Here is a 22,487-nt window from a genome sequence, read left to right on the forward strand (position 1 = left end):
GCAGCGCTTGAGCGCCTGCGGTCTTATTTCTGCGTTGCCTGCAGGAGATCCAGCCGGCGCTGCACCTGCTCGGCAAGCGCCGTATCGCCCAGCTCCCGCGCTAGGCGCTGCTGGTTGATCAGCCAGGCCATCACGGCACGGCGCCAGCCCTGGGCCGAAGCGGTGTCCACCGCCTGGGTGACGACCGCCATCGGCACCGGCCCGCGCGCCGCCAACACCCCGGCAGCGACCAGGCGCGAGAGCGGGTCCTCTATCGCCGCCAGCGCAGCGGCTGCCTGCGCAGGCGCCAGCGGCGCCACCGCCTGCTGGGCCTTGGGCAGCAGCGCCACATCCCCGGCAGCCAGCTGGCCCTGCAGATAGCGCGCATAGGCCTGTTCGGCATCGGCGGCATCCTGGGCCACGGCCTCAAAGCCTGTGCAAGGGGCGGCATCCAAGGCAGCCACCTGCGCAGCGCAGCGCGCCAGCTCCAGCCGGGCCAGCAGATCGGGCCGTGCGGTGCGGCTTACCTCATCGCGTGCACGCCGCCATTCGGCATCGGCCACCCGGCTGTTGCCCGACAGGTAGGCATCGGTCGCGCGCTCGGCAGCGCCTTGTTCGTTGATCGCCCAGTCGGGCGCCTTCTTGCCGCTGGCGCAGCCGCCCAGCACAGCGGCAGCCAGCAGTGCGGCGGCCAGGCGGGTGGTGATGGCAATCATGGCGCTCATGGCAGTCGCACCTCGGCATCCTTTTTGGCAAACGGCCATTTGCGGTTCAGCTCGGTCAGCATGCCTTCCACCTTGCGCAAGTTGGCTTCCACATCGGCACGCAAATCACCCAGCTGGTGGGTGGCATCCTTTGCATTGGCGCCCACGGCCTGGGCCTCCACCAGCACCGCATCCACCTTCTTCAGGCTGCCGCGCACATCGCCCAGCACGGCATTGAGCTGCTGCACCGTGGCGCGCACTTCGGGCATCACGCCATCGGCCCCAAACACCTGCTTGTCGGCATTCTTGGCCAGGCCGTCCAGCCGCGCCAGCAGCTGGTTGGTGCGGTCCAGGGTCTGCGATATCTTGCGCGCCTCGGCGTCGCCGCCCATGACCACGCCCAGCGCGCCGCTGGGGCCGTTGAGCTTGGTGCTCAGGTCACGCAGCTGCTCCAGGGTGCCGCCCAAGGCCGAGCCAGCGGAGGTCATCATGTTCAGGTTCTCCAGCAGCTGGCGGGCATTGCTCATCAGCTGGGGTAGCTCGGCCGTCGCATCGCCCGACAGCACCGCGCGCACAGCGCCGTCCTCCAGCTGCGGGTCGTCCAGAATGCCCGAGTAGGCCTTGATCGTCGTGCCGCCCACCAGGCCCTTGACCAAGGTGAACACGCTGCTGCTACGCAGCCAGTGTGCATCTTTCTCGGGCACATCCACATGGATGCGCACCGTGCCATCGGGCGCCAGCTCGATCTTGCTGACCTTGCCGATCGCAAAGCCGGAGAAGGTCATGTCCAGCCCAATGGAGACGCCTTCGGAGTCATCGGCCGTCAGGATCAGCGACTGCTTGGGCTCAAACACGCCGCGCGCATACATCAGGTAGAAGGCCGAGCCCAGGATCAGCAGCAAGGTAAACAGCAGCAATGCCCCGGCCTTGCGCTCCAGGTGCGGCACCGGCGCCAGGCCGTCTACCGCCACACCATCGACCACGGCCATACGCCGCGCAGAGGCGGCAGAAGACGGCGGCGCGGGGCGGTCGGCAGAGTCGTGGGGTTCTGGTATTTGCATGTACCGCGATCTTACCCGGCTGGCTGCCCGCTTCAAAACAAAGCTGCAATGGGTTGTTTTGAAAGGCAGACACTCACTTTCCAGCCCAGTCGCCCGCTGCTTGCCCGTCGCTTGTTACACATCGCAGCCGCGCAAGCTCTTATACTGTACATATATACAGTTATTTGCCATGCCTAAACTCGATGCCCTGTCCCTGCCGCCCACGGTGGCCGCCCAGCTCTGGCGCGGCGACCACCTGGTGCGCGCGCCGATGGCGGGCATCCCCACTGGGTGGGATGCGCTGGATGCCGAGCTGCCTGGCAAAGGCTGGCCCAGCCAGGGCCTGACGGAGGTGCTGCAGCCCCAGGCGGGCACCTTGGAATGGCGCCTGACCGGCATGGCCCTGCAGCAGTGCCCAGCGCACAAACCTGTCATCGCACTGGGCCCGCCGCTGCCGCCCCATGCCAGCGGGCTGGCGCAAAGCGGCCTGGCGCCTGGGCAGCTGGTCTGGATCCACGGCAGCCGCCCGCAAGACCAGCTCTGGGCGCTGGAGCAGCTGCTCCGGGCCAATGCCGCAGCCGCCCTGCTGGCCTGGCTGCCCCAGGTGCAGCCCGAGCAGATACGCCGCCTGCAGATCAGCGCCCAGCAGTTTGAAGGCCTGGTGTTTGTGTTCCGGCCCGAGAGCAGCCGGCACCAGGCCTCGGCGGCGCCACTGCGCCTCTTGGTGCGCAGCAGCCAGCCCTGGTCGCTGCAGCTGGAGCTGCTCAAACGCCGGGGCCCTGTGCACGAGGGCACGCTGGAGCTGCCCGCCGTGCCGCCCAGCCTGCAAGCCGTGCTGCCCGCGCGCCTGTGGCCCGGCACCGTGCCGCAGCCAGCCACCCTTCCTTCCACCAACTCGACCCGAGCCATCCTCTTGCCAGACCATGACAGCGATCTGGGCCGCCCTGCTGCCCCAACTCCCCCACCCCGCCGCCAGCGCGCGCCCCAGTCCAGCCTGCAGCACTGAGGCCACCCCAGCCGCGCCCGCCACGCCCACGGCCCAGATGCAAGGCCTGGCACTGTGGGCGCAGCAGTTCACGCCGCGCCTGGCCTGCGTGCCCTCGGACAGTGTGTTTGGCGATGCCCTGGTGCTGGAGCTCTCGGCCAGCGAACGCCTGTTTGGCGGCCGCCAGCAACTGGCCCGGCGCCTGTTGCGCGAGAGCCGGCAGCTGGGCGTGCAGGCCATCAGCTGGGCCCCCACCAGCCTGGCGGCCATTGCGCTGGCGCGCTGCGGCATCCGCCACGGCATGGGCCAGCCGCTGCCCCAGATGCTGGCGCCCCTGCCCTTGCAGGCCATCGATGCAGTGGCCCGCCATGCCGAGCTGCTGAGCCAGCTGGGCTGCCAGAGCCTGGGCGCCGTGCATGCGCTGCCCCGGGGCGCGCTGGCCCGGCGCATGGATACGGACATCCTGAAAGCCCTTGACCAGGCCCATGGCCTGCTGCCCGACCGCTACCCCTGGATCCAGTTGCCCGCCCGCTTTGATGCCCGGCTGGAGCTGCCCATGCGCATCGACCAGGCAGATGCGCTGATGCACGGCGCGCGCCAGCTGCTGCTGCAGCTGTGCGGCTGGCTGGCGGCGCAGCGGGCGGGCGTACGCAGCTTTCGGCTGTGCTGGTGCCATGATGCGATGCGCTCCCGCCATGTAGGCGATGGCGGTGAGCTGACCATCCACACCGCCAGCACCACGCGCGATCTGCAGCACCTGTGCCGCCTGCTGCAAGAGCACCTGGCCCATGTGCAGCTGCAAGCCCCTGTCGGCGAGCTGCGCCTGCATGCCGATGCCCCCGAAGCGTTGCAAGAGCGCAGTGCCAGCCTGCTGCCCGACAAAACCGCCGATGGCGAAAGCCTGGAGCAGGTGCTCGAACGCATCACCGCCCGCCTGGGCGAAGACCAGGTGCAGCGCCCGCTGCTGCGGCCCGACCACCGCCCCGAGTGGCAGGTGCAGTGGCTGCCCGCGCAGCCAGCCGGCAAGGCCAAGGCCGCCCCGCCCGCTGCACAGCCCCATTCACGGCTGCATGCACCGCTGCATGTGCCGCCCCTTGCGCAGCCCAGCTTCTTGCTGCCCACCCCCCTGCAACTGCTGCAGGACAGCCAGAGCCGGCCGCTCTACCACGGCCCCTTGCAGCTGCTGCTGGGCCCGCAGCGCATCGAAGGCGGCTGGTGGCACCGCAGCCCTGGTTTTTTGCCGGCGGCCGACTCGGATGGCGACACCCACATCGATGAGGCGGCCCCCGGCAGCGATCACAGCGATCACCGCAAAGATCCGCCCCAACCCGCCCCCATCACCCAAACCGCCCACACCGCGCTGCGTGATTACTGGGTCGCCCACAGCCCGCATGCCGGCTTGCTGTGGATCTTCCACACCCGCTTGTCCGCCAACAGCGGCGCCTGGTTTCTGCATGGCCGCTTTGCCTGAGCAGCGCCGCACCCGTCTAGAGCCATGGCCACGCGTCCCAAACTCTCCATCCCCCACTACGCCGAGCTGTGGTGCCTGAGCAATTTCAGCTTTCTGCGCGGCGCCAGCCACCCGCATGAGCTGGTCGACCGCGCCCATACCCAAGGCTACCGCGCGCTGGCCCTGACCGATGAATGCTCGCTCGCCGGCATCGTGCGCGCCCATGTCGCAGCGCGTGACTGCGGGCTGCCGCTGATCGTGGGCGCGCAGTTTGAGGTGCAGCCCAGCGATGCGGCCGCGCCCGCCTTCACCCTGGTGGCACTGGCCTGCAACCTGCATGGCTATGGCAACCTCTGCGCCCTCATCACCCAACTGCGGCGCAAATCGCCCAAGGGCAGCTATGCGCTGGCGCAATCGGCCATCCACCCACGCGCGCTGCAAGACTGCCTGCTGCTGCTGGCCCCCAGCCGCCAGGCCAGCCCGGCGCAAACCCAGGCCCAGGCCGCCTGGCTGCAGCAGCACTTTGCCGGCCGCTGCTGGCTGGCCGTGCAGCTCGATCGCAGCCTGGGCGACGAGGCCTGGCTGGCGCAGATGCGCGCGGCGGGCAGCAGCAGTGGCGTACCGCTGGTGGCCGCTGGCAATGTGCACATGCATGTGCGCTCGCGCAAGCCCATGCAGGATGTGCTGACCGCCATCCGCCTGCGCCGCCCGCTGACCGACTGCGGCTACGCGCTGCAGCCCAATGCCGAGCAGCACCTGCGCAGCCGGCTGCGGCTGGCGCAGATGTACCCGCCCGATCTGCTAGGCGCCACCCTGGACATTGCCGCGCGTTGCCAGTTCTCGCTGACCGAGCTGCGCTACCAGTACCCCGACGAGGTGGTGCCGCCCCAGCTCACACCAGCGGCCTATCTGCGCCAGCTCAGCTACGAAGGGGCGGCCCGCCGCTGGCCGCAAGGCACGCCGCCGCAGGTGCAGGCCACCTTGGAAAAAGAGCTGGCCCTTATCTCCGAGCTGCAGTACGAGCACTACTTTTTGACCGTCTACGACATCGTGCGCTTTGCCCGCAGCAAGGACATCCTCTGCCAGGGCCGGGGCTCGGCCGCCAACTCGGCGGTCTGCTTTTGCCTGGGCATCACCGAGGTCGATCCGGACAAGACCCGGGTGCTGTTCGAGCGCTTTATCAGCAAGGAGCGCAACGAGCCGCCCGATATCGATGTCGACTTTGAGCATGCCCGGCGCGAAGAGGTCATCCAGTACCTGTACAAGAAATACGGCCTGCACCGCGCAGGCCTCACTGCCGTCGTCATCCGCTACCGGCGCAAATCCGCGATCCGCGATGTGGCCAAGGCGCTGGGCTTTGCGCCGCCCAGCATCGATCTGCTGGCACGTGACCATTCGCGCTGGGACGACGAGTTGCTGCGGGCCGAAGCGCTGGCCCAGTGCGGCCTGCAGGCGGGTGACCTGGCCGTGCGCCAGCTGCAGGAGCTGGTCGAGACCCTGCGCGATTTTCCGCGCCACCTGTCCCAGCATGTGGGCGGCTTTGTGCTCACCCGGGGCCCGCTCTCGCGCATCGTGCCGATCGAGCGCGCCAGCATGGAGAACCGCACCGTCATCCAGTGGGACAAGGACGACCTCGATGCCGTCGGCCTGCTCAAGGTCGATGTGCTGGCGCTGGGCATGCTCACCGCGCTGCAAAAAATGCTGCGCCTGGTGGGCGCACGCCAGGGCCGCAGCTTTGCGCTGGGTGATATCCCGCACGACGACAAACCCACCTACGACATGATCTGCGCGGCCGACACGATCGGCGTCTTCCAGATCGAAAGCCGCGCCCAGATGAGCATGTTGCCGCGCCTGCGGCCCAGGGAGTTCTACGACCTGGTGATCGAGGTCGCGCTGGTGCGGCCCGGCCCCATCCAGGGCGGCATGGTCCACCCCTATCTGCGCCGCCGCCAGGGGCTGGAAGAAATCCAGTACGAAAGCGAGCTGTTGCGCCCGGCGCTGGAGCGCACCCTGGGCGTGCCCATCTTCCAGGAGCAGGTGATGCAGATCGCCATCGATGCGGCCGGCTTCAGCGCCGGCGAGGCCGACCAGCTGCGCCGCTCGATGGCGGCCTGGCGCCGCACCGGCAACCTGCAAAAGTACTACGACAAGATCATCAACGGCATGACCGGCAATGGCTACTCGCAGGCCTTTGCCGAGTCGATCTTTCAACAGATCCAGGGCTTTTCGGAATACGGTTTTCCGGAGAGCCATGCCGCCAGCTTTGCGATCCTGGTGTACTTCAGTGCCTGGATCAAATGCCACTACCCGGCTGAGTTTTTAGTAGCCATGATCAACAGCCAACCGCTGGGCTTTTACAGCAACAGCCAGCTGATCCAGGATGCCCAGCGCCATGGCGTGCAGGTGCTGCCCGTCGATGTGATGCACAGCGGCATGGATTGCACTACCGAAGCGGCCAGCGGCCCCCACCCCGCCGTGCGCCTGGGCCTGCGCCTGGTCAAGCAGCTGCAGCAGACACAAGTCGAGCGCCTGCTGCAGGCCCGCAGCGCCGCCCCCTTCGACAGCGCCCAGGACCTGGCCCGCCGCGCCCAGCTGGACGCCCCGGCGATGAAGTACCTGGCCGCCGCCGATGCCCTGGCCAGCCTTGAAGGCCACCGCCGCAACCAGCTCTGGCACGCCTCCGCACCGCTGCACCACAGCCGCCTGCTGCGCGCAGCCCCCATCGACGAGGAAGAGCTGCAACTGCCCGCCGCCAGTGAGCAGGAAGACATCCACTGGGACTATGCCGCGCTGGGCCTGAGCCTGCGCCGCCACCCCATGGCCTTGCTGCGCGAACGCCTGCAGCGCCACCGCTTCCAAACCCAGGCCGAGCTGCGCGAAGCGCGCGACGGCAGCTGGGTGCGCGCCTGCGGCATCGTCACCCTGCGACAGCAACCACCCACTGCCAAGGGCGTCGTCTTTATCACCCTGGAGGACGAAACCGGCAACCTGCAAGTCATCTGCTGGCCCCATCTGCGCAGCGCCCAGCGCGATGCCCTGCTGCACGCCCAGTTCCTGGCCGTGCAAGGCCGCTGGCAGCGCAGCGGCGAGGTCGGCAACCTGATCGCGCACCAGTTGCGGGATGTCTCGGACTGGTATGACAGCCTGCGGATTCGGAGCCGGGATTTTCGGTGAGGGGGACTGGCCCTGACCAAGGGCAGTCCAAAGATAGGCTGATTTCGTCAACCTAACCAGGGGCAGTCCAACCAACAGCACAAGAGTGTCTAGCAAAGCCTGGGCGATTCACGGATTGGTAGCACCACGTCAATCCATGCCGAGCGATATCAGGTGCCGATGCGGCTGCAGCGGATGAAGTGAACACGGGCGCTCGTCATCGCAGAACTCCGCTGCTGCCCGCTTGGCATCAGCGGCCCAAGGCCGTCTCATGCAGGTACTGCCAGCGCACGGCCCCATCGGCGCAATCAACAATCGCCGTGGCCCAGCGCGCCATGGCTGTACCGTTCAGATGGTGGGTCTCCTGGTAGCGCAGCGCCACGCTGCTAGCGGCTTGCCAGACGGTGGCCACCTCCCTGATCTCAATGCGCAGCCCGGGCCGACCAGCAGCGGCCTGCTGGAACATGGCAGCCACCTGCGGCAGCTGCACCACGGCACCTGCGGTGGTCACCATGCTGAAGCCTTCCGCAAATACGGGCATCAGCTGGTCAATGGCAGCCCGCGCCATGCCCGGCGCGCCGGCAAAAATGGTTTGGATCAGTTCGTGCACGTCGTAGACACTGCGCTCGGCAGCCTGGGTGTAGGGATTATTCATGGTGGGTTTTTTCTGCAGGCAAGCTGCGTAGTGGAAGAAGGGGAAGCAATCCCAGCAAGGCGGCGATCGCAAATGTGAGGTGATAGGCCTGGGGCGCAGACCAGCGCTGGGCAAGCAGATTGAAAAGCATCAGCAGCAGCGCCGCGCCCACGCTGAAGGCCATTTGGCGGTTGATGTTCCACAGCACACTGGCCTTGTGGGTTTGGGCGCCGTCAAAATCCATCAGCGCCGTGGTCTGCGCGGTGTTGGCGCCCATCCCGCCGCCTGTGCCCATCAGCGCATAGGCCAGGATGAGGATCGGCAGATCCTGTGTGGAATCCACCGCCGCCAGCGCCGCAATGCCCAGGCTGTGCAGCAGCATCGAAAGCACAAACAGCCGCCCAGCCCCCACCCGGTTGTACAGGCGCCCGCACAGCACCATGGCCACCAGCGCCCCTGCGGCATACACCACCATGAAGCGCCCCGTCTGCGCCGCTCCCATATGGAGCAGGTCTTGCAGATAAAAGATATTGAGCAGGTTCACGCCGGTAAAAATGCCGGGGATGGCGTAGTACACCCAGATCGACAGCGCGAGCCGCGGGCTTTGGAGCAAACGCACATCCACAATGGCATCGGCCACGTTGCGGGAATGGCTGGCATAAAGGCGGGCCAACAGCAGCGCAGCCCCCAAACAAGCCAATGCCACCACGCCCGCTTGGCCCGCACCGTAGAGCGACATGCCGAGCAAGGCACTGGCCAGCGCGGCGCTGATCAGCAGCAGGCCGAGCAGGTCGGGCCGCGTCTGCGCTGGCCTGGGCTCCTCGCGCAGCCACAGCCATGACAACGCAGCGGCCGCCAGGGCCAGCGGAATATTGGCGTGGAACACCCAGCGCCAGGAGGCCTGATCCACGATCCAGCCGCCCAGGCTGGGAGACAGCGCGGGCGCCAGCAGGGCCACTGCCATGACCAGGGTCGAGATGCGGGCCCGCTCGGCGCCTTGGAAACGGTTGAAGGTCATCGCCTGGCCCACAGGGATCAGCAAGCCCCCAGCCATGCCTTGCACAAAGCGCCAGCCCACCATCTGGCCAAAACTGCTGGCCTCGCCGCATGCCCAGACAGCCCCCGCAACCACCAGCATCGATGCTGCCAGCATGCGCCGAGCGCCCCAGCGGCTGGCCAGCCAGGGACTGAGCGGAATGACAAGGGTCAGCCCGAGGATGTAGGCATTCGCGACCCAGGCGCTGGCCGCGCTGCCGATCTGGAACGCGGCGGCCATGCGTGGCAAGGCCACGGCGGGCATGAAGATGTTGATGCAGTCAATAAAAAATCCCAGCAAGAACACGGTGGCAATGCGGTAGCGGTACGTCATCTTGGATCCCTTTGGCCCAGGATGGTAGGCAGGGCTGCGCGGCCCGTCGATACCGCTATGCTTGAAACTTTGTTTGGCCAGATTGAACAATGAACCGCATCGCTCTCTCCACCCAGCTGCACCGCGTGCAGACCTTTCTGGCCGTTGTCGAGCTGGGCTCGTACACCAAGGCGGCCGATTACCTGTCCATCAGCAAGGCCATGGCCAGCCTGCATGTCAAAGCCCTGGAAGAGGCCCTGGCCGTCACGCTGCTGCTGCGCAGCACACGCAGCATTGCGCTGACCGAAGCGGGCCAGAACTTCTACGATGAGTTCAAGGAGCTGGTCGTCCAGCTGGAGAGCAAGTTTGACATGGCCATGCAGGGCCGCAAGCGCATCTCGGGCACCTTGCGCCTGAGCACCACGGGCGAATATGGCGAGCGCTACATCCTGCCGCTGGTGGCCAGGTTCGTGCAGCAGTACCCGGCCATCTCCATCCGCTACGACACCAACTCCTCGCTGAGCGACCTGATTGCAGAAAAGCTCGACCTGGTGGTGCGCCTGGGCAGCCTGGCCGATTCGGATTTCAAGAGCCGCAAACTGGACGATTACGACATCGTGCTCGTCGCCTCGCCTGCGTTGCTCAAAAGGCATCCGGTGCGGCAGCCCGCTGATCTGGCCCCGCTCCCCTGGATTGCCAACAGCAATCTTCACAGCCCCACGCACTGGATCCTGCGCGGCCCCCAGGACAAGGAGACCGAGGTCAAAGGCAGCGCCGCCCACCATGCCAACACCTCCGCCGCTATCCGCCTGATGGCGCTGTCATCGCTGGGCATCGCGGTGCTGCCGGCCTGGCTGGTCGAGCAGGACCTGCACAGCGGCGCATTGCAGCAGCTGCTGCCCGGCTACAGCCTGCCACGCCAGTCGATCAGCGCTGTTTTTCCCAACAGCCCCCACCTGCCGCACAAGACCCGCGCCTTTATCGACTTTCTCAGCAAGCACCTGGGGCAACGGCGCACAGGCTAGGCCAGGCTTAACTTCACATTGCGGCCTCAACTGGGATCAGTGCGTTAGTCAGCATGAAAAAAACCCTCCGAAGAGGGCTTGGCCACTAGGCAGTGTGGCGCTTTCTGCTGAAGAACCCGGCCAGGCCCAGCGTCAGCATCGACAGCAAGCCGATGCCCCAACCAGCCAGCCCGGGTACAGGCGTTGGCGCAGCCGGCTCGGGTGGCGTGACCTTGGCAGGAATGTGCAAGGTCACGGTGACAGGATCGGTCGTACAGGCAGGCGTAGGGGCCGACGTATCACAGACCCTGTACTGGAAAGTCACATCGCCAAAGTACACGCCGTCGGGTGTGTAGAGAATCAGCTCGGGGTGGATGGGATCGGGGATGCTCAGCGCGCCATACTGCGGCGCGCTCAACAACTGAACCGATGCCTTGTTGATGGCGCTGCCGCCGCCTTCCACATAGTCGTTGGCGGTGACATCGGGAATCGCAAAGGCATCCGAGATATTGGGCAAGCTGTGCTCATCATCAACGCCCTTGACCACCTCGGCGGCTGGAACCTGTGAGGCAGTTACCAGAATATTGTCAAAGGCCGCATAAGACTGGTCAGTCTCCAGCTCCCAGACCACGCCCAGGCGCTGGGTTGAACTGTTAAAGCCCATGTTCGCCATATCCAAGGCATAGTGCATCGCATGCCAGTCAAACGACAGGCCATCCGGCGAAGCGCTGGAGAAAGAAAACACCTCTGTGCGCACAGGGCTGGCAGGCACCGCATTGATATTCACCGAAGACTCCGCAGCCGCGTTATCCACCAAGACAAAGCTGTCACCAGCTTCAAGCCGGTAGAAACGGAATTTGACGCTGTAGTCTTTGTTCGGTCTGTTGATCCACAGCTTGTTGTAGAAGTCGCCAGGGTTGGCGGGGTTGGCGCCATCGAGCTGCACGGCAAGCCCAGACCAATCCATCGATAGATCCATGAACTGCTGGCCTTGTGTCGGAAAAACCAGGCCCACCGCCTCTCGGTGCCGATAGTCACCGGACTGACGAACAATACCACCCGTGAATCGGTTCAAAGGGCGCGAATCATCGGCATAGCCGGTGCCTTGCCAAGCCGGCGAGTGGCTGGCATTGGCGGTAGGATTGTTGACCGCCTTGGTACACAGGCGATCGGCCGTTTTGACTTGAACGAACGAAAAGCCGTTGGCCGGATCGCTGTAATTTTGAGAGAAAGTCCCGTAGTTGTTACTCCCCGCCGGGGTGCCACCGCCATCTTTGCAAATCTCTGCCGCGTACTGCGCTGCGTTGGGCGTTTCAAAATCGTTCTGGTACACCGTGATCAGCCCCTGGGCAAAGAGGCTGGAGGTGGCCAGCAACATGGCCGAGGAAACAACGATGTTCCGGGCGTTTCGCTGACGAGTCATAACACTTCCTTGGCAATCATGTTAGGCACCATCAATACATTTGATCGTGCTGATAAAGCAAAAGATGAAGTCTATTTAGCAAAGCTTGGGGAAACACATGATGAAGGTCAAATAACGTGAATCAATGACCGTTTCATCCGGTTTGTCGCGGTCTGTGGCGCAGACCTCATACACCGGCCAGTGTAAATGTATTTATTTGTTTCCAATCCACTGGTCTATATGTATCCCGTGGCTGCCATTGATGTATCGGCAGACCTCTGCGCGTCGCCAGCATTGAGCAAGGGCCGCCTTGCCCCCAGAAAAATGCACCACCAGCCTTTGCAGACCGGTGGTGCATGCGTTGACTACAGCGGCGCTTAGAACTTGTAGTTCAGGCTCACGTTGACCGTGCGCGGCTCGCCCCAGGTGTAGGTGCTGTACCAGCTGAAGATGGTGTAGTACTTCTTGTCGAATAGGTTCTTGATGTTGAGCGAGGCGGACAGCTGCTTGTTGAAGTCGTAGCGGGCCATGGCATCCCAGACCCAGTAGTTCTGCACGGTGTGCACGGCATTGCCACCGGTCGGCACGTTGATGCTGCCCCAGGTCTTGTCCTGCCAGCGCGCGCCACCACCCAGGGTCAAACCGCTCAGGCTGCCAGCGAGCTTGTAGCTGGTGTAGAGGTTGAACTGGTTGGACGGCGTGAGGGTGGAGACACGCTCGCCATCCTTGCGCGCAATGCTGTGCGAGTAACCGGCCTGGATCTGCCAGGCGGGCGTGATCTGGCCGGACACCTCCGCTTCCCAGCCCCGGGTCTTGACGCCCTGGATTGCACGGTACGCGGGGTTGCCGCTGGGGGTGATGCCGCCACTCTCCACGGCATAGTTGTCCTGCAAGGTCTGGAAGACAGCAGCGCTGGCATTGAGCCGGCCGCCAAAGAACGAGGCCTTGGCGCCGAGCTCATAGTTCTTGCCCTCGAGCGGATCCAAGGTGCGGCCCTGCTCGGTCTGGTCGGACTGCGGCTTGAAGATGCCGCTGTAGCTGGCATAGACCGAGTAGTTCTGGTTCAGGTCATACACGGCGCCCAGGTAGGGCGTAAAGACATTCTTTTCCTTTTGCTCCTGCACCCGGTTTCTGTAGTTGGACAGGCGCCCGCCGGTGATGAGCTTCAATTCATCGCGCAGGTTCCAGCGGGCGGTCGTGTAGAGGCCGTTCTCATAGGTGCTCTCGTCATCGCTGTAGTCAGGCGCGCTGTTCCACACCGGGGCAGGCACCTTACCATTCCACTGGTAGTAGTTGTCCACCACGCCGTCAAAGCCGCTGTTGTCGTTGTAGTAGCCATCGTTTTTCCAACGGCGCTTGGCCAGGCTGCCGCCCACCACCAGCTCATGGCTGCGCCCCAGCAGCGAGAAGGGGCCGCTGGCATACAGGTCGGCCGCATCGCTGGTGGTGCGGCCTATGTACTGGCCCTTCCACATGCGCACGCCGGCACCGGTCACTGGATCGGGGTTGCCACCGGCTGCGGCGCCCAGGTTGGCGTTGTAGCCGTTGATCTGGTGGTTGAGTTGCAGCTTGGTGACCCAGCCATTGTCTAAGTAGTGCTCCAAGGTAGCAAAGGCGGTGCGGGTGTACTGGTCCCAGTGGCTCCAGTCGGCGCCGTTGTTGAACGAGCGCGGCATGGCGTTGAAATGGCCGCTCGCATCGAGCAAAGGGATACCGCCCCAGGTCGATGCCGTGGGTTTGTTGTCCTGGCGGTCGGCGCCCACCGTCAGCAGGGTTTGGGGCGTCAGGTCCACCTCGACAATGCCGTAGAGCACGCCCGTCTTGCGCTCGTAGCGATCGAGCTGCGAGTGCTTGTCCTGGTAGGTGGCAACGCCGCGCGCGCGGATGCTGCCGCTGTCGTTGAGCGCGCCGCTGACGTCCAGCTCCCCCCGGTAGTTCTGGTAGCTGCCGGCGCTGATGCTGGCATGGCCACTGAACTCCTTGGTCGGCTTCTTGCGCACCAGGTTGATGGTGGCGCCCGGATCGCCACTGCCAGTCAGCAGCCCGGTGGCACCCTTGAGCACTTCCACCCGGTCGTAGATCGCCATATCGGTCAGCGTATTGCCCGCGGAATAGGCCGAGTTGCGCGACATCGGAATGCCGTCGTACTGGAAGTTCTGGATTGCAAAGCCGCGCGCGTAGTACTCGGTGCGCTCGCTGTCGTAGGTCACGATGCTCACGCCCGGCGTGTGGTTGATGACATCGTCAATCGAGTGGAGCTGGAAGTCATCCATCACCTGGCGCGTCACCACGCTGACGGACTGCGGCGTCTCACGCGGCGTCAGCACCAGGCGGGTCGCCGTCGCCACAGCGCCCGGCGTGTAAGAGCCCGAGTCCTCGGTGATCTCACCGAGCTGGTTGCTGCGCACCGTCACCTCCGACAGCGTGACTTCGCCTCCCGCTGCAGATGGAGAGGCAGCCGATGCTGCGGCAGCGGGCGCAGGCGCGGCTGCCTGCACCATCAACACGCCCCCTTCCACCCGGCCCTGCAGGCCCGATCCCTGCAGCAAGGCCTGCAAAGCCTGCGACACATCCTGCGCACCATGCAGGGCGGGCGCTTGGCGGCCCTGCGCTGCGGCTGGTGCGGCGGTAAAGCCCAGGTTCGCCTGGCGGGCAAATTGGGCCAGCGCGCTAGCGAGCGGCTGCGCCGGAATATCGAAGCTGGCGGTTTGTGCCATCGTCGCCTGCATGTGCAGGGCCAGGCCCAGGCAGACCGCCGCATGCGCCAGCACGGTGCGGCGCGGCTTGAAAGTGAATGAAGACATGAAAGAGTGCTCTCGTCCGATAAAAAAGCTATGACGGGACGAGACAGCGCTGCAAAGCGCGTGCGAAGCTTGGAGTGCAGGCTGCCAAAGCGCACAGCACACTGGGCGCTGCCACCGTCAGATGGATTCCTGCGTGGATGGCGTGGGCTGTACACCGCCTGAAATCCGCGAATGCCTGGCAGCGCCGCCCCAGTAAACGCGGGCACAGCTGCTGGCCAAAACGGCCCCATGATACTTATTCAAATACGAATCAGTATCATACTCAATATTAATAAGTGGCGTTTTGGCAACAGTTTTGTGAAATAACGAGCGTGGGGGTGCTGGCCAACGGCCAGTGGGGTCGCCAGCCTCCGTGCGCGCGCCGTCGCAGGCGCGGTCAGCGCTGCCATAATGGCCCGCCATGACCATCGCGCTCACCACCCTTCTCATCTACGCCAAAGACATGCAGCGCACGGCGCAGTTCTATGTGAGGCACTTTGGTTACACCTCCGACTGCGATGTGGTCGATGGCCTGATTGCGCTCCAACCCCTGCATGGCGGCGCGGAGATCCTGGTCCACCAGGCCACCAAGAGCCTGAAATTTGGCTCTGCGGTGCTCAAGCTCTCGTACAGCGTGGCCGATGTCGACCAGTTTGTGGCCAAGGCCGCCGCAAAGGGGCTGGATTTTGGCCCGGTGCACCAGGCCAATGGCTACGCCTTTGCCAATACCAAGGATCCGGACGGCAACGCGATCAGCGTGTCAAGCCGCCAATACCGGGCGGGATAGGCACTACGCAAGCTCAACCCTTCAAGACCTTGAGACCATACGAGGCTTGAGCGACCCAGTTCATCACCCCAGCAATGGCGGTAAGCGCTATACCGACGAATGCCAGGCCATGCCATCCATCTACATGGGCGCTGTAGCCACCCAGTGCAGCGCCGGCGGCACCACCTAGAAAATAGGACACCATGAAAATCGTATTGGTCCTGTTCCTGGCCTCGGGATGTGTCGCAAAGATTCTGGATTGATTGGCCACCAATCCGGCTCGATTTCCCACATCCATCAACGCCATGCCAACCACCAACCAGACCAGACTCAAGCCGCAGAGGGCCACAAAGACATAGGCCAATGCGATAAGGCTGCAGCCATAAATAATGGTTCTTTCGGCGCCGAACCTGTCCACCAGCATGCCAATTTTCTTGGAAGCAAACAAACCCACCAAGCCGACAAATCCAAACGCACCAATGGCTGCAGGATTGAAATGGTAAGGCGGCTGAGAAAGCATGCTGGCCAATGAGGCCCAGAGGGCACTGAATGCGGCAAACATCAAAAAACCCGAGGCAGATGCCAGACGGATAAGGGGTTCTTCTCGCAGCATGGTGACCATGGATTTCAACAGTCCTGCGTAAGACACCGATGCTTGGGGATGTAACACCGGCAGCGTGCGCCACACCATGAAAAGCATCACACCATTGAGCGCCGCAGCGACTGCAAAAATGGCATGCCAGCCAAACTCTGCGCCTCCATAGCCGCTCAGCATTCTGGCCAACAACAGCCCTGCTGAGAGTCCACCCAACAGCGAACCAATCACCTTTCCCTGCGCTGCCGGCGCAGACGCGCTCACCATCGTCGGTATGATGATTTGCGCGGTGATCGCGGTCATGCCGACCACGGCGCAGCCGATCAGCAACCAGGTAAAGCTGGGGGCAAAAGCGCAGGCCAGCAGTGCAAGCGCATTGACGCTGATGGTTCTTGCGGCCAAGGTGCGCGGCTCGATCCGATCCGCCAGAGGGACAAACAGCAGCAGGCCCAGCGCATAACCGAGTTGCGTGATGGTGGCTATCCAGCTTCCGTTGCCGAGTGAAACGCCAAAAGTACCCGCCATTTGTGGCAGCAGCGGCTGGTGGTAGTAGATGGCAGATACTGCAAATGCACAGCACCAGGTCATTGCAAGCAGCTGGTAACGATGCATGCATGCGTCAACCTTTTGCAGAATGGTTTTTGGCATGATGGCTCCCCTCTTCTACTCTTGAGCCAGCCGGTCATTTCCCAGCGCTGCCGTTGACAGGATTATTTTTCCGACTGCCTGACCGGATTCCAATCGGCGATGGGCCGCTTCTGTATCTTCAAGTGCATAGACACTGTCAACAACGGGATGCAGCCTTCCGTCGTCGAACAGCGCTAGCTGTGAACTGTCAAGAGGTTGTTTGCAGATTTGAGCCTGGCCATCGGGGTAATTCGACCAATGCCGCTGTGAGGCCTGTGCCAGTTGTAGTAATGCTGCCAGCGATGTAAGGCTTGTGTTCGCTCAGCTGAATTCTGGTATGTCCAACCATAGGCCCACTCGCGCAGCGCCGATTGGATGAATCGCTCGGCCTTGCCGTTGGTCTGTGGCCGGTACGGCCTGGTGAACTTGTGCTGCACGCCCAAGGCGTTGCAGGCCGCAGCGAACTCCCTTGAGCGGAATGCCGCACCGTTGTCGGTCAGCAGGCGTTTGATGCTCACTCCAAGCCCCGCGTAGTACGCCACGGCGTTGCGCAGAAAGGCGACGGCTTGCGGCGTTTTCTCGTCCGGATGCATAGCGGTAAAGGCAATGCGTGCGTGGTCGTCAATGGCCACGAACAGTGTCTCCCATCCCGCACCATCGACCGAATCGCGCCGATTGCCTGTGACGCGGTGGCTGGGCCGAACGATGCGCCCGAGCTTCTTGGTATCGATGTGCAGCATGTCTCCAGGCGCATCGTGCTCATAGCGAACCACGGGCTCGGACGGCTGCAGATCGCTGAGTCGAGACAGGCCCGCACGGGCCAATACCCGGCTCACGGTGGACGCCGAGACGCCTGCGTAGCTGGCAATGCGCGACTGCAGCATGCGGCGTTTGCGTAGCTCAACAATGAGTAAGGCCTTGGACTCGCAGATGGCTTTGGGAGAGCAAATGGGCCTGGAGGAAGCATCGGCCAGGGCTGCTTCGCCGCCCCAGAGGTAGCGGCCCAGCCACTTGCGAGCGGTCTGTGCGGTGACGCCTTGAAGGGCTCCGGCCTGAGAGGCATCCAGGCCTTGCAAGGTCATCTGTTTGACCATCTCCAGTCTCCGGGCAAAGGTAAGTCGGGCATGCTTATGAGTGTTCATCCGGTTGGCTGTCCTGAGTGGGTTGGGTGTTTGGCGACTTCCAGTCTCTCAAATCCAACCCGGATGAACACCGGATACAACCTATTGAACCTTCACAGCTAGCCACCGTTCTGAAAAGCGTTCCACCATGGCGCACTTCTCCTCCAGCGAGCGGCTTTTCATCACCGTCCCCATGATGGAGAGACGCCGGTAGAGAACACGGTCCAATGGCAACTCCCCTCCGCTGCCGCCCCCGAGAATGCCCACCTGGATCATTCGCCCGCCTTCGGCCAGCGAATGGATGTTGGCGGCCAGATACGGCGCACCAATAAAGTCCACAACCAGGTTGACGCCTTGGCCATCGGTATCGGCGTCGATCACTTGCTGGAAGCTCTCGGCGCGGTAGTCGATGACCCGATCTGCACCCCAGGCCAACACGCGCTGCAGCTTCTCAGCGGAAGTGCTGGCAAAGATGCGAGCACCAGCGCGGTGGGCGAGTTGCACGGCAGCAGAGCCAACCCCTCCAGCGGCGGCATGCACCAGGACGGACTGATCCGCTTCGAGACGGCCCAAGTGAAATAGCGCTTCATGGGCAGTGACAAAGACCTCGGGAATCGCTGCTGCTCGCACATCGTCCATTCCGCGCGGAATTGGCATAGCCATCCTGTGGTCCATGCGGGCGAATTCGGCGTAGGCCCCTCCACCAACGATCCCCATCACCCGATCACCTATTTGATAACCCGAAACGGATGCACCAAGGTCAACCACCTCGCCTGCGACCTCCAGCCCCATCAGCTCGGAGTCGCCAAAGTTGGCCCGGCCATAGCGGCCCATGCGCTGCAAGGCATCGGCCCGGTTGACGCCAGCAGCACCGACTCGCACCAACAGGTCATGGGGCCGTACCTCTGGAATCGGCAATTCCTCGATCTTGAGCGTCTCAGGACCACCAAAGACATTCTGAACAACGGCTTTCATCAACTTGCGACTCCTTCTTCGAGCGAAATCAGCTCAACTACAATGGATTCGATGGTACGGGGCCAGACCCCGCTTGATAACTGGCCAGAATTCGTTAACGGTTTTGCGGGAAATGCAAATATGGGCGCTGAGCGCATCGCCGAGTTTTTGGAAGTGTTTGTCCACGTTACCCGTGAAGGCAGCTTCTCCGCAGCAGCTCGGCGCATGGGGGTCGCCCCCTCGTCGATCACGCGCAGCATTGACACGCTAGAAGCGCGTCTTGGAACGCCTGTTTTCAGGCGCTCTACCCGGCTCATCACCTTGACCGAGGCTGGTGCTGCGCTGCTTGTCAGAGCCAAGCGCGTGCTGGACGAGTTGGCAGATGCGCAACAGGAAATTGCGGCCCTGAGTGGTGGAGCCCATGGTGTTTTGCGCGTGGCCTGCTTTCCCACCTTCGGCAAGCGGTACGTGATTCCTGTGGTGGCCTTGCTGGCCAAAACCCACCCTCAATTGCGCGTGGAGCTGGATTTGACAGAGCGGCTTGCAGATCCTGTGGCTGAGCGCCTGGATGCGGTGATAAGGATAGGCAAACTTCCGGACAGTTCTCTGGTCGCCACCAAGATCGCCACGCAAATCCGTACGCTGTGTGCCAGCCCTTTGTACATCTCCGCAGTGGGCGCTCCAAAATCTCTGGACGATTTACCAAGCTACCAGCTCATCGATAAACTGCATGGCGCAGATTTGCTGGGCTGGTCTGACTTTCTCGGACATGGCGTTTTGCCAGACCAGGCCGTTTTTCGTTGTGATGATTTTGAAGCCATGCGCTTGGCTGCGCTGGCGGGCGTGGGCATTGCGCTGTTACCCGATTGGGTAGTAGGCAACGACATTGCCACGGGGCATCTGCTGAAATTGACTGCCGGCCCCAGCGACAGCACCTGCTTGCATTCCGACATCCATCTGCTGCGCGCGCCAGTGGAGCCCAGTGCCAAACTGCGCGTGTTCACCGAGCAGTTAAAGCGCTTTATCGGCGAGCCCCATCGTTGGGCGGTGTGAGCTGAACAGCCTGCGCGGCCCGCCAGATGGCGGACCTCGTCAAGCACCGCCTTACTGCAGTCCCAAGAACTTGAACGGCTCCGAAGGCTGGAACGATGCCGTGGCATCGCCAGCAAACGCATGGTTCTGGTTCGGGCCCAGATCGAGCTTCATCACCTTGCCGGTGGCGCGGCTGAAGTTCAGCGCCTTCAGGTCCACCCAAAAGGTATTGGGCGTCAGGGCCGATTCAAAGAAATAGAGCTTGCGTTTGTGGTCGAACACCGTGCGCCAGCGCGTCGAGGAAATATTGGGCTGGTCCGGGGTCGTGATGCCATAGGGCACGGAGACATTGCGGATCACGCTGAACACACTGGCCAGGGCCTTGTTGGGCTCCTGGGCCTGCGGCACGGCGTTCACATAGAACGACGCACGGGCAAAGCGGTCGGCCGCCCGGTTGGTGCCCGGCAGCATGACGGTGCCGCCAATCTGCTTCCAGTAGCTGTTGAGCGCCAGCTGCTCGTCAAAGGTGGGCGAGTTGGTCATCACCTGGTAGCTGCGGCTGTGGTGGATGACCTGGCGGCCGCCGATGTACTCGACAATGGCGCTGTCGCCACTGGCGTCCGACATGGACAGGTGCAAGGTGGTGAGCCGGTCCTCGCCGGGCACATTGTCCGAGACGATGGTGAAGGGCTGCTGCTCCAGCGCCTGGACAGCCTCGGCCACGGTCGCAAAGTTGTCGAGCACATACTGGGCCCAGGCGGCAATCGTCAGGCCCGGTTTGCTCTTGTCATCGAACGCCGGGTACTGCGACTCAGCCAGCCACAGCAGGTTGGCGCTCAGCCCCGCTTCGTTGACGCCGTCAGTCGTGGAGACGTCGTAGCCCGAGGTCACCAGGCTGCCGTAGCGTGAGGTCCAGCGCAGCGAGTTGGGCCCTGCCTGGCCGGTTCGCTCCATGCCGCGCGGCAAGACCCAGAGGTTGCTGGTGATGTCGTTTTTCCAGTCCATCGAGCGGGCGGTGATCACCTGGTCATGCGCGCCCAGATAGACCACCCGCGTGCAGGCGATGGCGCTGCTGATGGTGCTGAGGCCCAGCACGCCCGCCAACAATGCCGTGCCCAGCTTGCGCGCAGGCAGCAGGTTCTTCTTGTTCGTCATTGGTCTCTCCCTCCCATGGTGTGATGGGCGCTGTCAGACAAGGCAGCGGGCCGCGCCTACCGCACCAGGCAGCTGCGACCCGGCTCCTGCATTTACTGGGCGCTGGCCTTCCAGGTTCCATTGGGCTGCTTGCAGAACCAGAACTGCCACTCCTCCTTAAGCTTGCCGTTGGGGCGGCTGGCTTCCACATTCAGCAGGCGGCAGGTATCGGCCTTCTGGGTCTGGCTGGTTTGCAGCGGGGTCAGCGCCATTTGCACCTGGCGGTGGCGCGGGCCATGGCTGCTGGTCCACTGCGTGGTGCTCTTGTCAGCGGCATTGTTCAGCACATCGCCCACAGCCTTGCGCAGCGCGGGCACATCCTTGGCCGGCACGCTGGCGGTGATGGTCTGGTTGAGAAACGACAGGGGCGCGGCAGACGCGGCCAAGGCCAGGCTACCCAGGACGGTGGCCAGCACCAGGGCGGGCAGTTGGCGTGCAGCAGGCTTTTTCATGGTGTCATATCCTCTCATTGAATTTTTCGGTGCGATCAGCAGCGAAGCTTCAGGCCTGCCATGCGGGCTGGCCCTGCGCGCTTCATCTGGACTCGCGTTATCAGCGTGTTGATCATATTCCATATAGTCCGATCCACCCACCCTATGAAAATGACGATGACGTTCAGCAACGCCACCCAGCCCCCAGCAGGACCCCGCCATGCCCCGCGAAAACATCAATGACTTGTTGGCCTTTGTCGCGGTCGCGCGGGAAGGCAGCTTCACCAAGGCCGCTGCGCAACTGGGCGTATCGCAGTCGGCGCTCAGCCACACCATCCGGGGCCTGGAGGCCCGCATGGGCGTGCGCCTGCTCAGCCGCACCACGCGCAGCGTCTCGCCCACCGAGGCGGGCGCCTACCTGCTGGCCCGCATCGGCCCGGGCTTTGACGAGATTGAATCGGGCGTCGCCGCGCTCAGCGATTTTCGGGACACGCCGCGCGGCCATGTCCGCATCACCACGGCCGAGCATGCGGCCAACACCGTGCTCTGGCCCAAGCTCGCGCCGGTGATGCAGCGCTACCCGGATGTGTCCATCGAGATCAATGTCGACTATGGACTGGGCGATATCGTCGCGCAGCGTTTTGACATGGGCATACGCCTGGGTGACCAGGTCGCCAAGGACATGATTGCGGTGCGCATCGGGCCCGACTGGCGCATGGCGATTGTCGCAACGCCCGACTACCTGCAGCGCATGCCCGCGCCCCAGACGCCGCAGGACCTGGCCGCCCACCAGTGCATCACGATGCGCCTGCCCACCCATGGTGGGCTGATGGCCTGGGAGCTGGAAAAAGACGGCGCTGCCGTGCAGGTGCGCGTGCAAGGCCAATGGGTGTTCAACGGCAGCCGAGCCATGCTGCGCGCCGCACTGGCCGGTTACGGCCTGACCTATGTGCCCGAAGACATGGCCGCGCCCCATATCGCGCAAGGCGAGCTGCTGCGGGTGCTGGACGACTGGTGCCAGCCCTTCAGCGGCTACCACCTCTACTACCCGCACCGGCGCGGCATGTCGCCCGCGATGCGCGTGGTGGTGGATGCATTGCGGCACAGCGAGGTGGCCAACGTAGCCGATCTGCCCGCAGTGTTACGAACTAAGCACATGCAAGAAATTCAACGCAAATGATAATCATTTTTATGTAGAATGGCGTTTTACAGGCGCCAGCAATAACAACACCATGCCACCAGGGCCTCCTGCACCACCCCTTATAGGGGTTCCGCAGCAGACCCC

The 22,487-nt window shown here is 63.6% G+C and carries 19 protein-coding genes; 7 read left to right on the forward strand and 12 right to left on the reverse strand.

Annotated features, from left to right (window positions below):
* Nucleotides 1-23 precede the first annotated feature (23 nt).
* Both F0Q04_RS18765 and F0Q04_RS18770 read right to left on the reverse strand, forming a co-directional pair.
* Entirely contained in the window at nt 24-704 is a 681-nt protein-coding gene (locus F0Q04_RS18765; protein ID WP_232539400.1) for a hypothetical protein, read from the reverse strand.
* On the reverse strand, nt 701-1,744 hold the full coding sequence (locus F0Q04_RS18770) for an MlaD family protein (RefSeq protein WP_409935168.1): 1,044 nt from the start codon (nt 1,742-1,744) through the stop codon (nt 701-703). The genes F0Q04_RS18765 and F0Q04_RS18770 overlap by 4 nt, the downstream gene beginning before the upstream one ends.
* A 169-nt stretch (nt 1,745-1,913) precedes the next feature.
* Here F0Q04_RS18770 and imuA point away from each other — a divergent pair, with 169 nt between their 5' ends.
* From imuA to F0Q04_RS18785, 3 genes are read left to right on the forward strand one after another with little or no spacing between them, the layout of a single operon-like run.
* Complete coding sequence (imuA, locus tag F0Q04_RS18775) at nt 1,914-2,729, forward strand: translesion DNA synthesis-associated protein ImuA (protein ID WP_182342886.1); 816 nt, start codon at nt 1,914-1,916, stop codon at nt 2,727-2,729.
* A complete protein-coding gene (locus tag F0Q04_RS18780; RefSeq protein WP_232539401.1) occupies nt 2,647-4,179 on the forward strand; it encodes a Y-family DNA polymerase in 1,533 nt (510 codons plus the stop codon). Before imuA ends, F0Q04_RS18780 begins: the two co-directional genes overlap by 83 nt.
* Nucleotides 4,180-4,203: 24 nt before the next feature.
* Nucleotides 4,204-7,332, forward strand: a complete 3,129-nt coding sequence (locus tag F0Q04_RS18785) for an error-prone DNA polymerase (protein ID WP_182342888.1) — start codon at nt 4,204-4,206, stop codon at nt 7,330-7,332.
* A gap of 229 nt (nt 7,333-7,561) precedes the next feature.
* Here the strand turns inward: F0Q04_RS18785 and F0Q04_RS18790 are convergent, their stop codons facing one another.
* On the reverse strand, nt 7,562-7,966 hold the full coding sequence (locus F0Q04_RS18790; RefSeq protein WP_182342890.1) for a DUF4440 domain-containing protein: 405 nt from the start codon (nt 7,964-7,966) through the stop codon (nt 7,562-7,564).
* Nucleotides 7,959-9,314 carry an MFS transporter gene (locus F0Q04_RS18795; RefSeq protein WP_182342892.1) on the reverse strand — a complete coding sequence of 452 codons (1,356 nt, stop codon included), beginning with the start codon at nt 9,312-9,314 and terminating at the stop codon, nt 7,959-7,961. The genes F0Q04_RS18790 and F0Q04_RS18795 overlap by 8 nt, the downstream gene beginning before the upstream one ends.
* Before the next feature lie 89 nt (nt 9,315-9,403).
* Here F0Q04_RS18795 and F0Q04_RS18800 point away from each other — a divergent pair, with 89 nt between their 5' ends.
* Nucleotides 9,404-10,318 (forward strand): LysR family transcriptional regulator, encoded by a 915-nt coding sequence (locus F0Q04_RS18800; protein WP_182342894.1) that lies wholly within the window; start codon nt 9,404-9,406, stop codon nt 10,316-10,318.
* A gap of 85 nt (nt 10,319-10,403) precedes the next feature.
* Here F0Q04_RS18800 and F0Q04_RS18805 read toward each other — a convergent pair whose 3' ends face one another.
* Both F0Q04_RS18805 and F0Q04_RS18810 read right to left on the reverse strand, forming a co-directional pair.
* A complete protein-coding gene (locus tag F0Q04_RS18805; RefSeq protein WP_182342895.1) occupies nt 10,404-11,720 on the reverse strand; it encodes an Ig-like domain-containing protein in 1,317 nt (438 codons plus the stop codon).
* 356 nt (nt 11,721-12,076) lie between these two features.
* Entirely contained in the window at nt 12,077-14,503 is a 2,427-nt protein-coding gene (locus tag F0Q04_RS18810; RefSeq protein WP_198424332.1) for a TonB-dependent siderophore receptor, read from the reverse strand.
* A 400-nt stretch (nt 14,504-14,903) separates the two neighbouring features.
* Between F0Q04_RS18810 and F0Q04_RS18815 the strand changes: the two genes are divergently transcribed.
* On the forward strand, nt 14,904-15,269 hold the full coding sequence (locus tag F0Q04_RS18815; RefSeq protein ID WP_182342898.1) for a VOC family protein: 366 nt from the start codon (nt 14,904-14,906) through the stop codon (nt 15,267-15,269).
* Between the two features lie 13 nt (nt 15,270-15,282).
* On the opposite strand, the gene F0Q04_RS18820 is transcribed toward F0Q04_RS18815, so the two are convergent.
* The 4 genes from F0Q04_RS18820 to F0Q04_RS18835 form a co-directional block, all read right to left on the reverse strand.
* On the reverse strand, nt 15,283-16,491 hold the full coding sequence (locus F0Q04_RS18820; protein ID WP_198424333.1) for an MFS transporter: 1,209 nt from the start codon (nt 16,489-16,491) through the stop codon (nt 15,283-15,285).
* A 15-nt stretch (nt 16,492-16,506) separates the two neighbouring features.
* Nucleotides 16,507-16,770: a zinc-binding dehydrogenase gene (locus F0Q04_RS24270; RefSeq protein ID WP_182345801.1), complete on the reverse strand. Its 264-nt coding sequence runs from the start codon at nt 16,768-16,770 to the stop codon at nt 16,507-16,509.
* A complete protein-coding gene (locus F0Q04_RS18830; RefSeq protein WP_182341089.1) occupies nt 16,665-17,612 on the reverse strand; it encodes an IS481 family transposase in 948 nt (315 codons plus the stop codon). Before F0Q04_RS18830 ends, F0Q04_RS24270 begins: the two co-directional genes overlap by 106 nt.
* An 81-nt stretch (nt 17,613-17,693) precedes the next feature.
* The gene (locus F0Q04_RS18835; protein ID WP_182342900.1) at nt 17,694-18,566 is read right to left on the reverse strand and encodes a zinc-binding dehydrogenase; all 873 of its coding nucleotides are present in this window, start codon (nt 18,564-18,566) and stop codon (nt 17,694-17,696) included.
* 42 nt (nt 18,567-18,608) lie between these two features.
* On the opposite strand from F0Q04_RS18835, the gene F0Q04_RS18840 reads away from it, so the two are divergent.
* Nucleotides 18,609-19,598 carry a LysR family transcriptional regulator gene (locus tag F0Q04_RS18840; protein WP_232539402.1) on the forward strand — a complete coding sequence of 330 codons (990 nt, stop codon included), beginning with the start codon at nt 18,609-18,611 and terminating at the stop codon, nt 19,596-19,598.
* A gap of 51 nt (nt 19,599-19,649) precedes the next feature.
* On the opposite strand, the gene F0Q04_RS18845 is transcribed toward F0Q04_RS18840, so the two are convergent.
* Both F0Q04_RS18845 and F0Q04_RS18850 read right to left on the reverse strand, forming a co-directional pair.
* The gene (locus F0Q04_RS18845) at nt 19,650-20,732 is read right to left on the reverse strand and encodes a linear amide C-N hydrolase (RefSeq protein ID WP_182342901.1); all 1,083 of its coding nucleotides are present in this window, start codon (nt 20,730-20,732) and stop codon (nt 19,650-19,652) included.
* Nucleotides 20,733-20,824: 92 nt separating this feature from the next.
* Nucleotides 20,825-21,223: a hypothetical protein gene (locus F0Q04_RS18850; protein ID WP_116925882.1), complete on the reverse strand. Its 399-nt coding sequence runs from the start codon at nt 21,221-21,223 to the stop codon at nt 20,825-20,827.
* A gap of 199 nt (nt 21,224-21,422) precedes the next feature.
* Here F0Q04_RS18850 and F0Q04_RS18855 point away from each other — a divergent pair, with 199 nt between their 5' ends.
* On the forward strand, nt 21,423-22,382 hold the full coding sequence (locus tag F0Q04_RS18855; protein WP_116925881.1) for a LysR family transcriptional regulator: 960 nt from the start codon (nt 21,423-21,425) through the stop codon (nt 22,380-22,382).
* Nucleotides 22,383-22,487: the final 105 nt, after the last annotated feature.

Origin of the sequence: Comamonas koreensis, assembly GCF_014076495.1 — a bacterium.
In the GTDB taxonomy this organism is placed as follows: domain Bacteria; phylum Pseudomonadota; class Gammaproteobacteria; order Burkholderiales; family Burkholderiaceae_C; genus Comamonas; species Comamonas squillarum.

Excerpts from the sequence above, each read along its gene's own strand:
- F0Q04_RS18765 (WP_232539400.1), bottom strand. The coding sequence starts at position 704 with ATGAGCGCCATGATTGCCATCACCACCCGCCTGGCCGCCGCACTGCTG.
- F0Q04_RS18770 (WP_409935168.1), bottom strand. The coding sequence starts at position 1,744 with ATGCAAATACCAGAACCCCACGACTCTGCCGACCGCCCCGCGCCGCCG.
- imuA (WP_182342886.1), top strand. The coding sequence starts at position 1,914 with ATGCCTAAACTCGATGCCCTGTCCCTGCCGCCCACGGTGGCCGCCCAG.
- F0Q04_RS18780 (WP_232539401.1), top strand. The coding sequence starts at position 2,647 with ATGACAGCGATCTGGGCCGCCCTGCTGCCCCAACTCCCCCACCCCGCC.
- F0Q04_RS18785 (WP_182342888.1), top strand. The coding sequence starts at position 4,204 with ATGGCCACGCGTCCCAAACTCTCCATCCCCCACTACGCCGAGCTGTGG.
- F0Q04_RS18790 (WP_182342890.1), bottom strand. The coding sequence starts at position 7,966 with ATGAATAATCCCTACACCCAGGCTGCCGAGCGCAGTGTCTACGACGTG.
- F0Q04_RS18795 (WP_182342892.1), bottom strand. The coding sequence starts at position 9,314 with ATGACGTACCGCTACCGCATTGCCACCGTGTTCTTGCTGGGATTTTTT.
- F0Q04_RS18800 (WP_182342894.1), top strand. The coding sequence starts at position 9,404 with ATGAACCGCATCGCTCTCTCCACCCAGCTGCACCGCGTGCAGACCTTT.
- F0Q04_RS18805 (WP_182342895.1), bottom strand. The coding sequence starts at position 11,720 with ATGACTCGTCAGCGAAACGCCCGGAACATCGTTGTTTCCTCGGCCATG.
- F0Q04_RS18810 (WP_198424332.1), bottom strand. The coding sequence starts at position 14,503 with ATGTCTTCATTCACTTTCAAGCCGCGCCGCACCGTGCTGGCGCATGCG.
- F0Q04_RS18815 (WP_182342898.1), top strand. The coding sequence starts at position 14,904 with ATGACCATCGCGCTCACCACCCTTCTCATCTACGCCAAAGACATGCAG.
- F0Q04_RS18820 (WP_198424333.1), bottom strand. The coding sequence starts at position 16,491 with ATGCCAAAAACCATTCTGCAAAAGGTTGACGCATGCATGCATCGTTAC.
- F0Q04_RS18830 (WP_182341089.1), bottom strand. The coding sequence starts at position 17,612 with ATGAACACTCATAAGCATGCCCGACTTACCTTTGCCCGGAGACTGGAG.
- F0Q04_RS18835 (WP_182342900.1), bottom strand. The coding sequence starts at position 18,566 with ATGAAAGCCGTTGTTCAGAATGTCTTTGGTGGTCCTGAGACGCTCAAG.
- F0Q04_RS18840 (WP_232539402.1), top strand. The coding sequence starts at position 18,609 with ATGGATTCGATGGTACGGGGCCAGACCCCGCTTGATAACTGGCCAGAA.
- F0Q04_RS18845 (WP_182342901.1), bottom strand. The coding sequence starts at position 20,732 with ATGACGAACAAGAAGAACCTGCTGCCTGCGCGCAAGCTGGGCACGGCA.
- F0Q04_RS18850 (WP_116925882.1), bottom strand. The coding sequence starts at position 21,223 with ATGAAAAAGCCTGCTGCACGCCAACTGCCCGCCCTGGTGCTGGCCACC.
- F0Q04_RS18855 (WP_116925881.1), top strand. The coding sequence starts at position 21,423 with ATGCCCCGCGAAAACATCAATGACTTGTTGGCCTTTGTCGCGGTCGCG.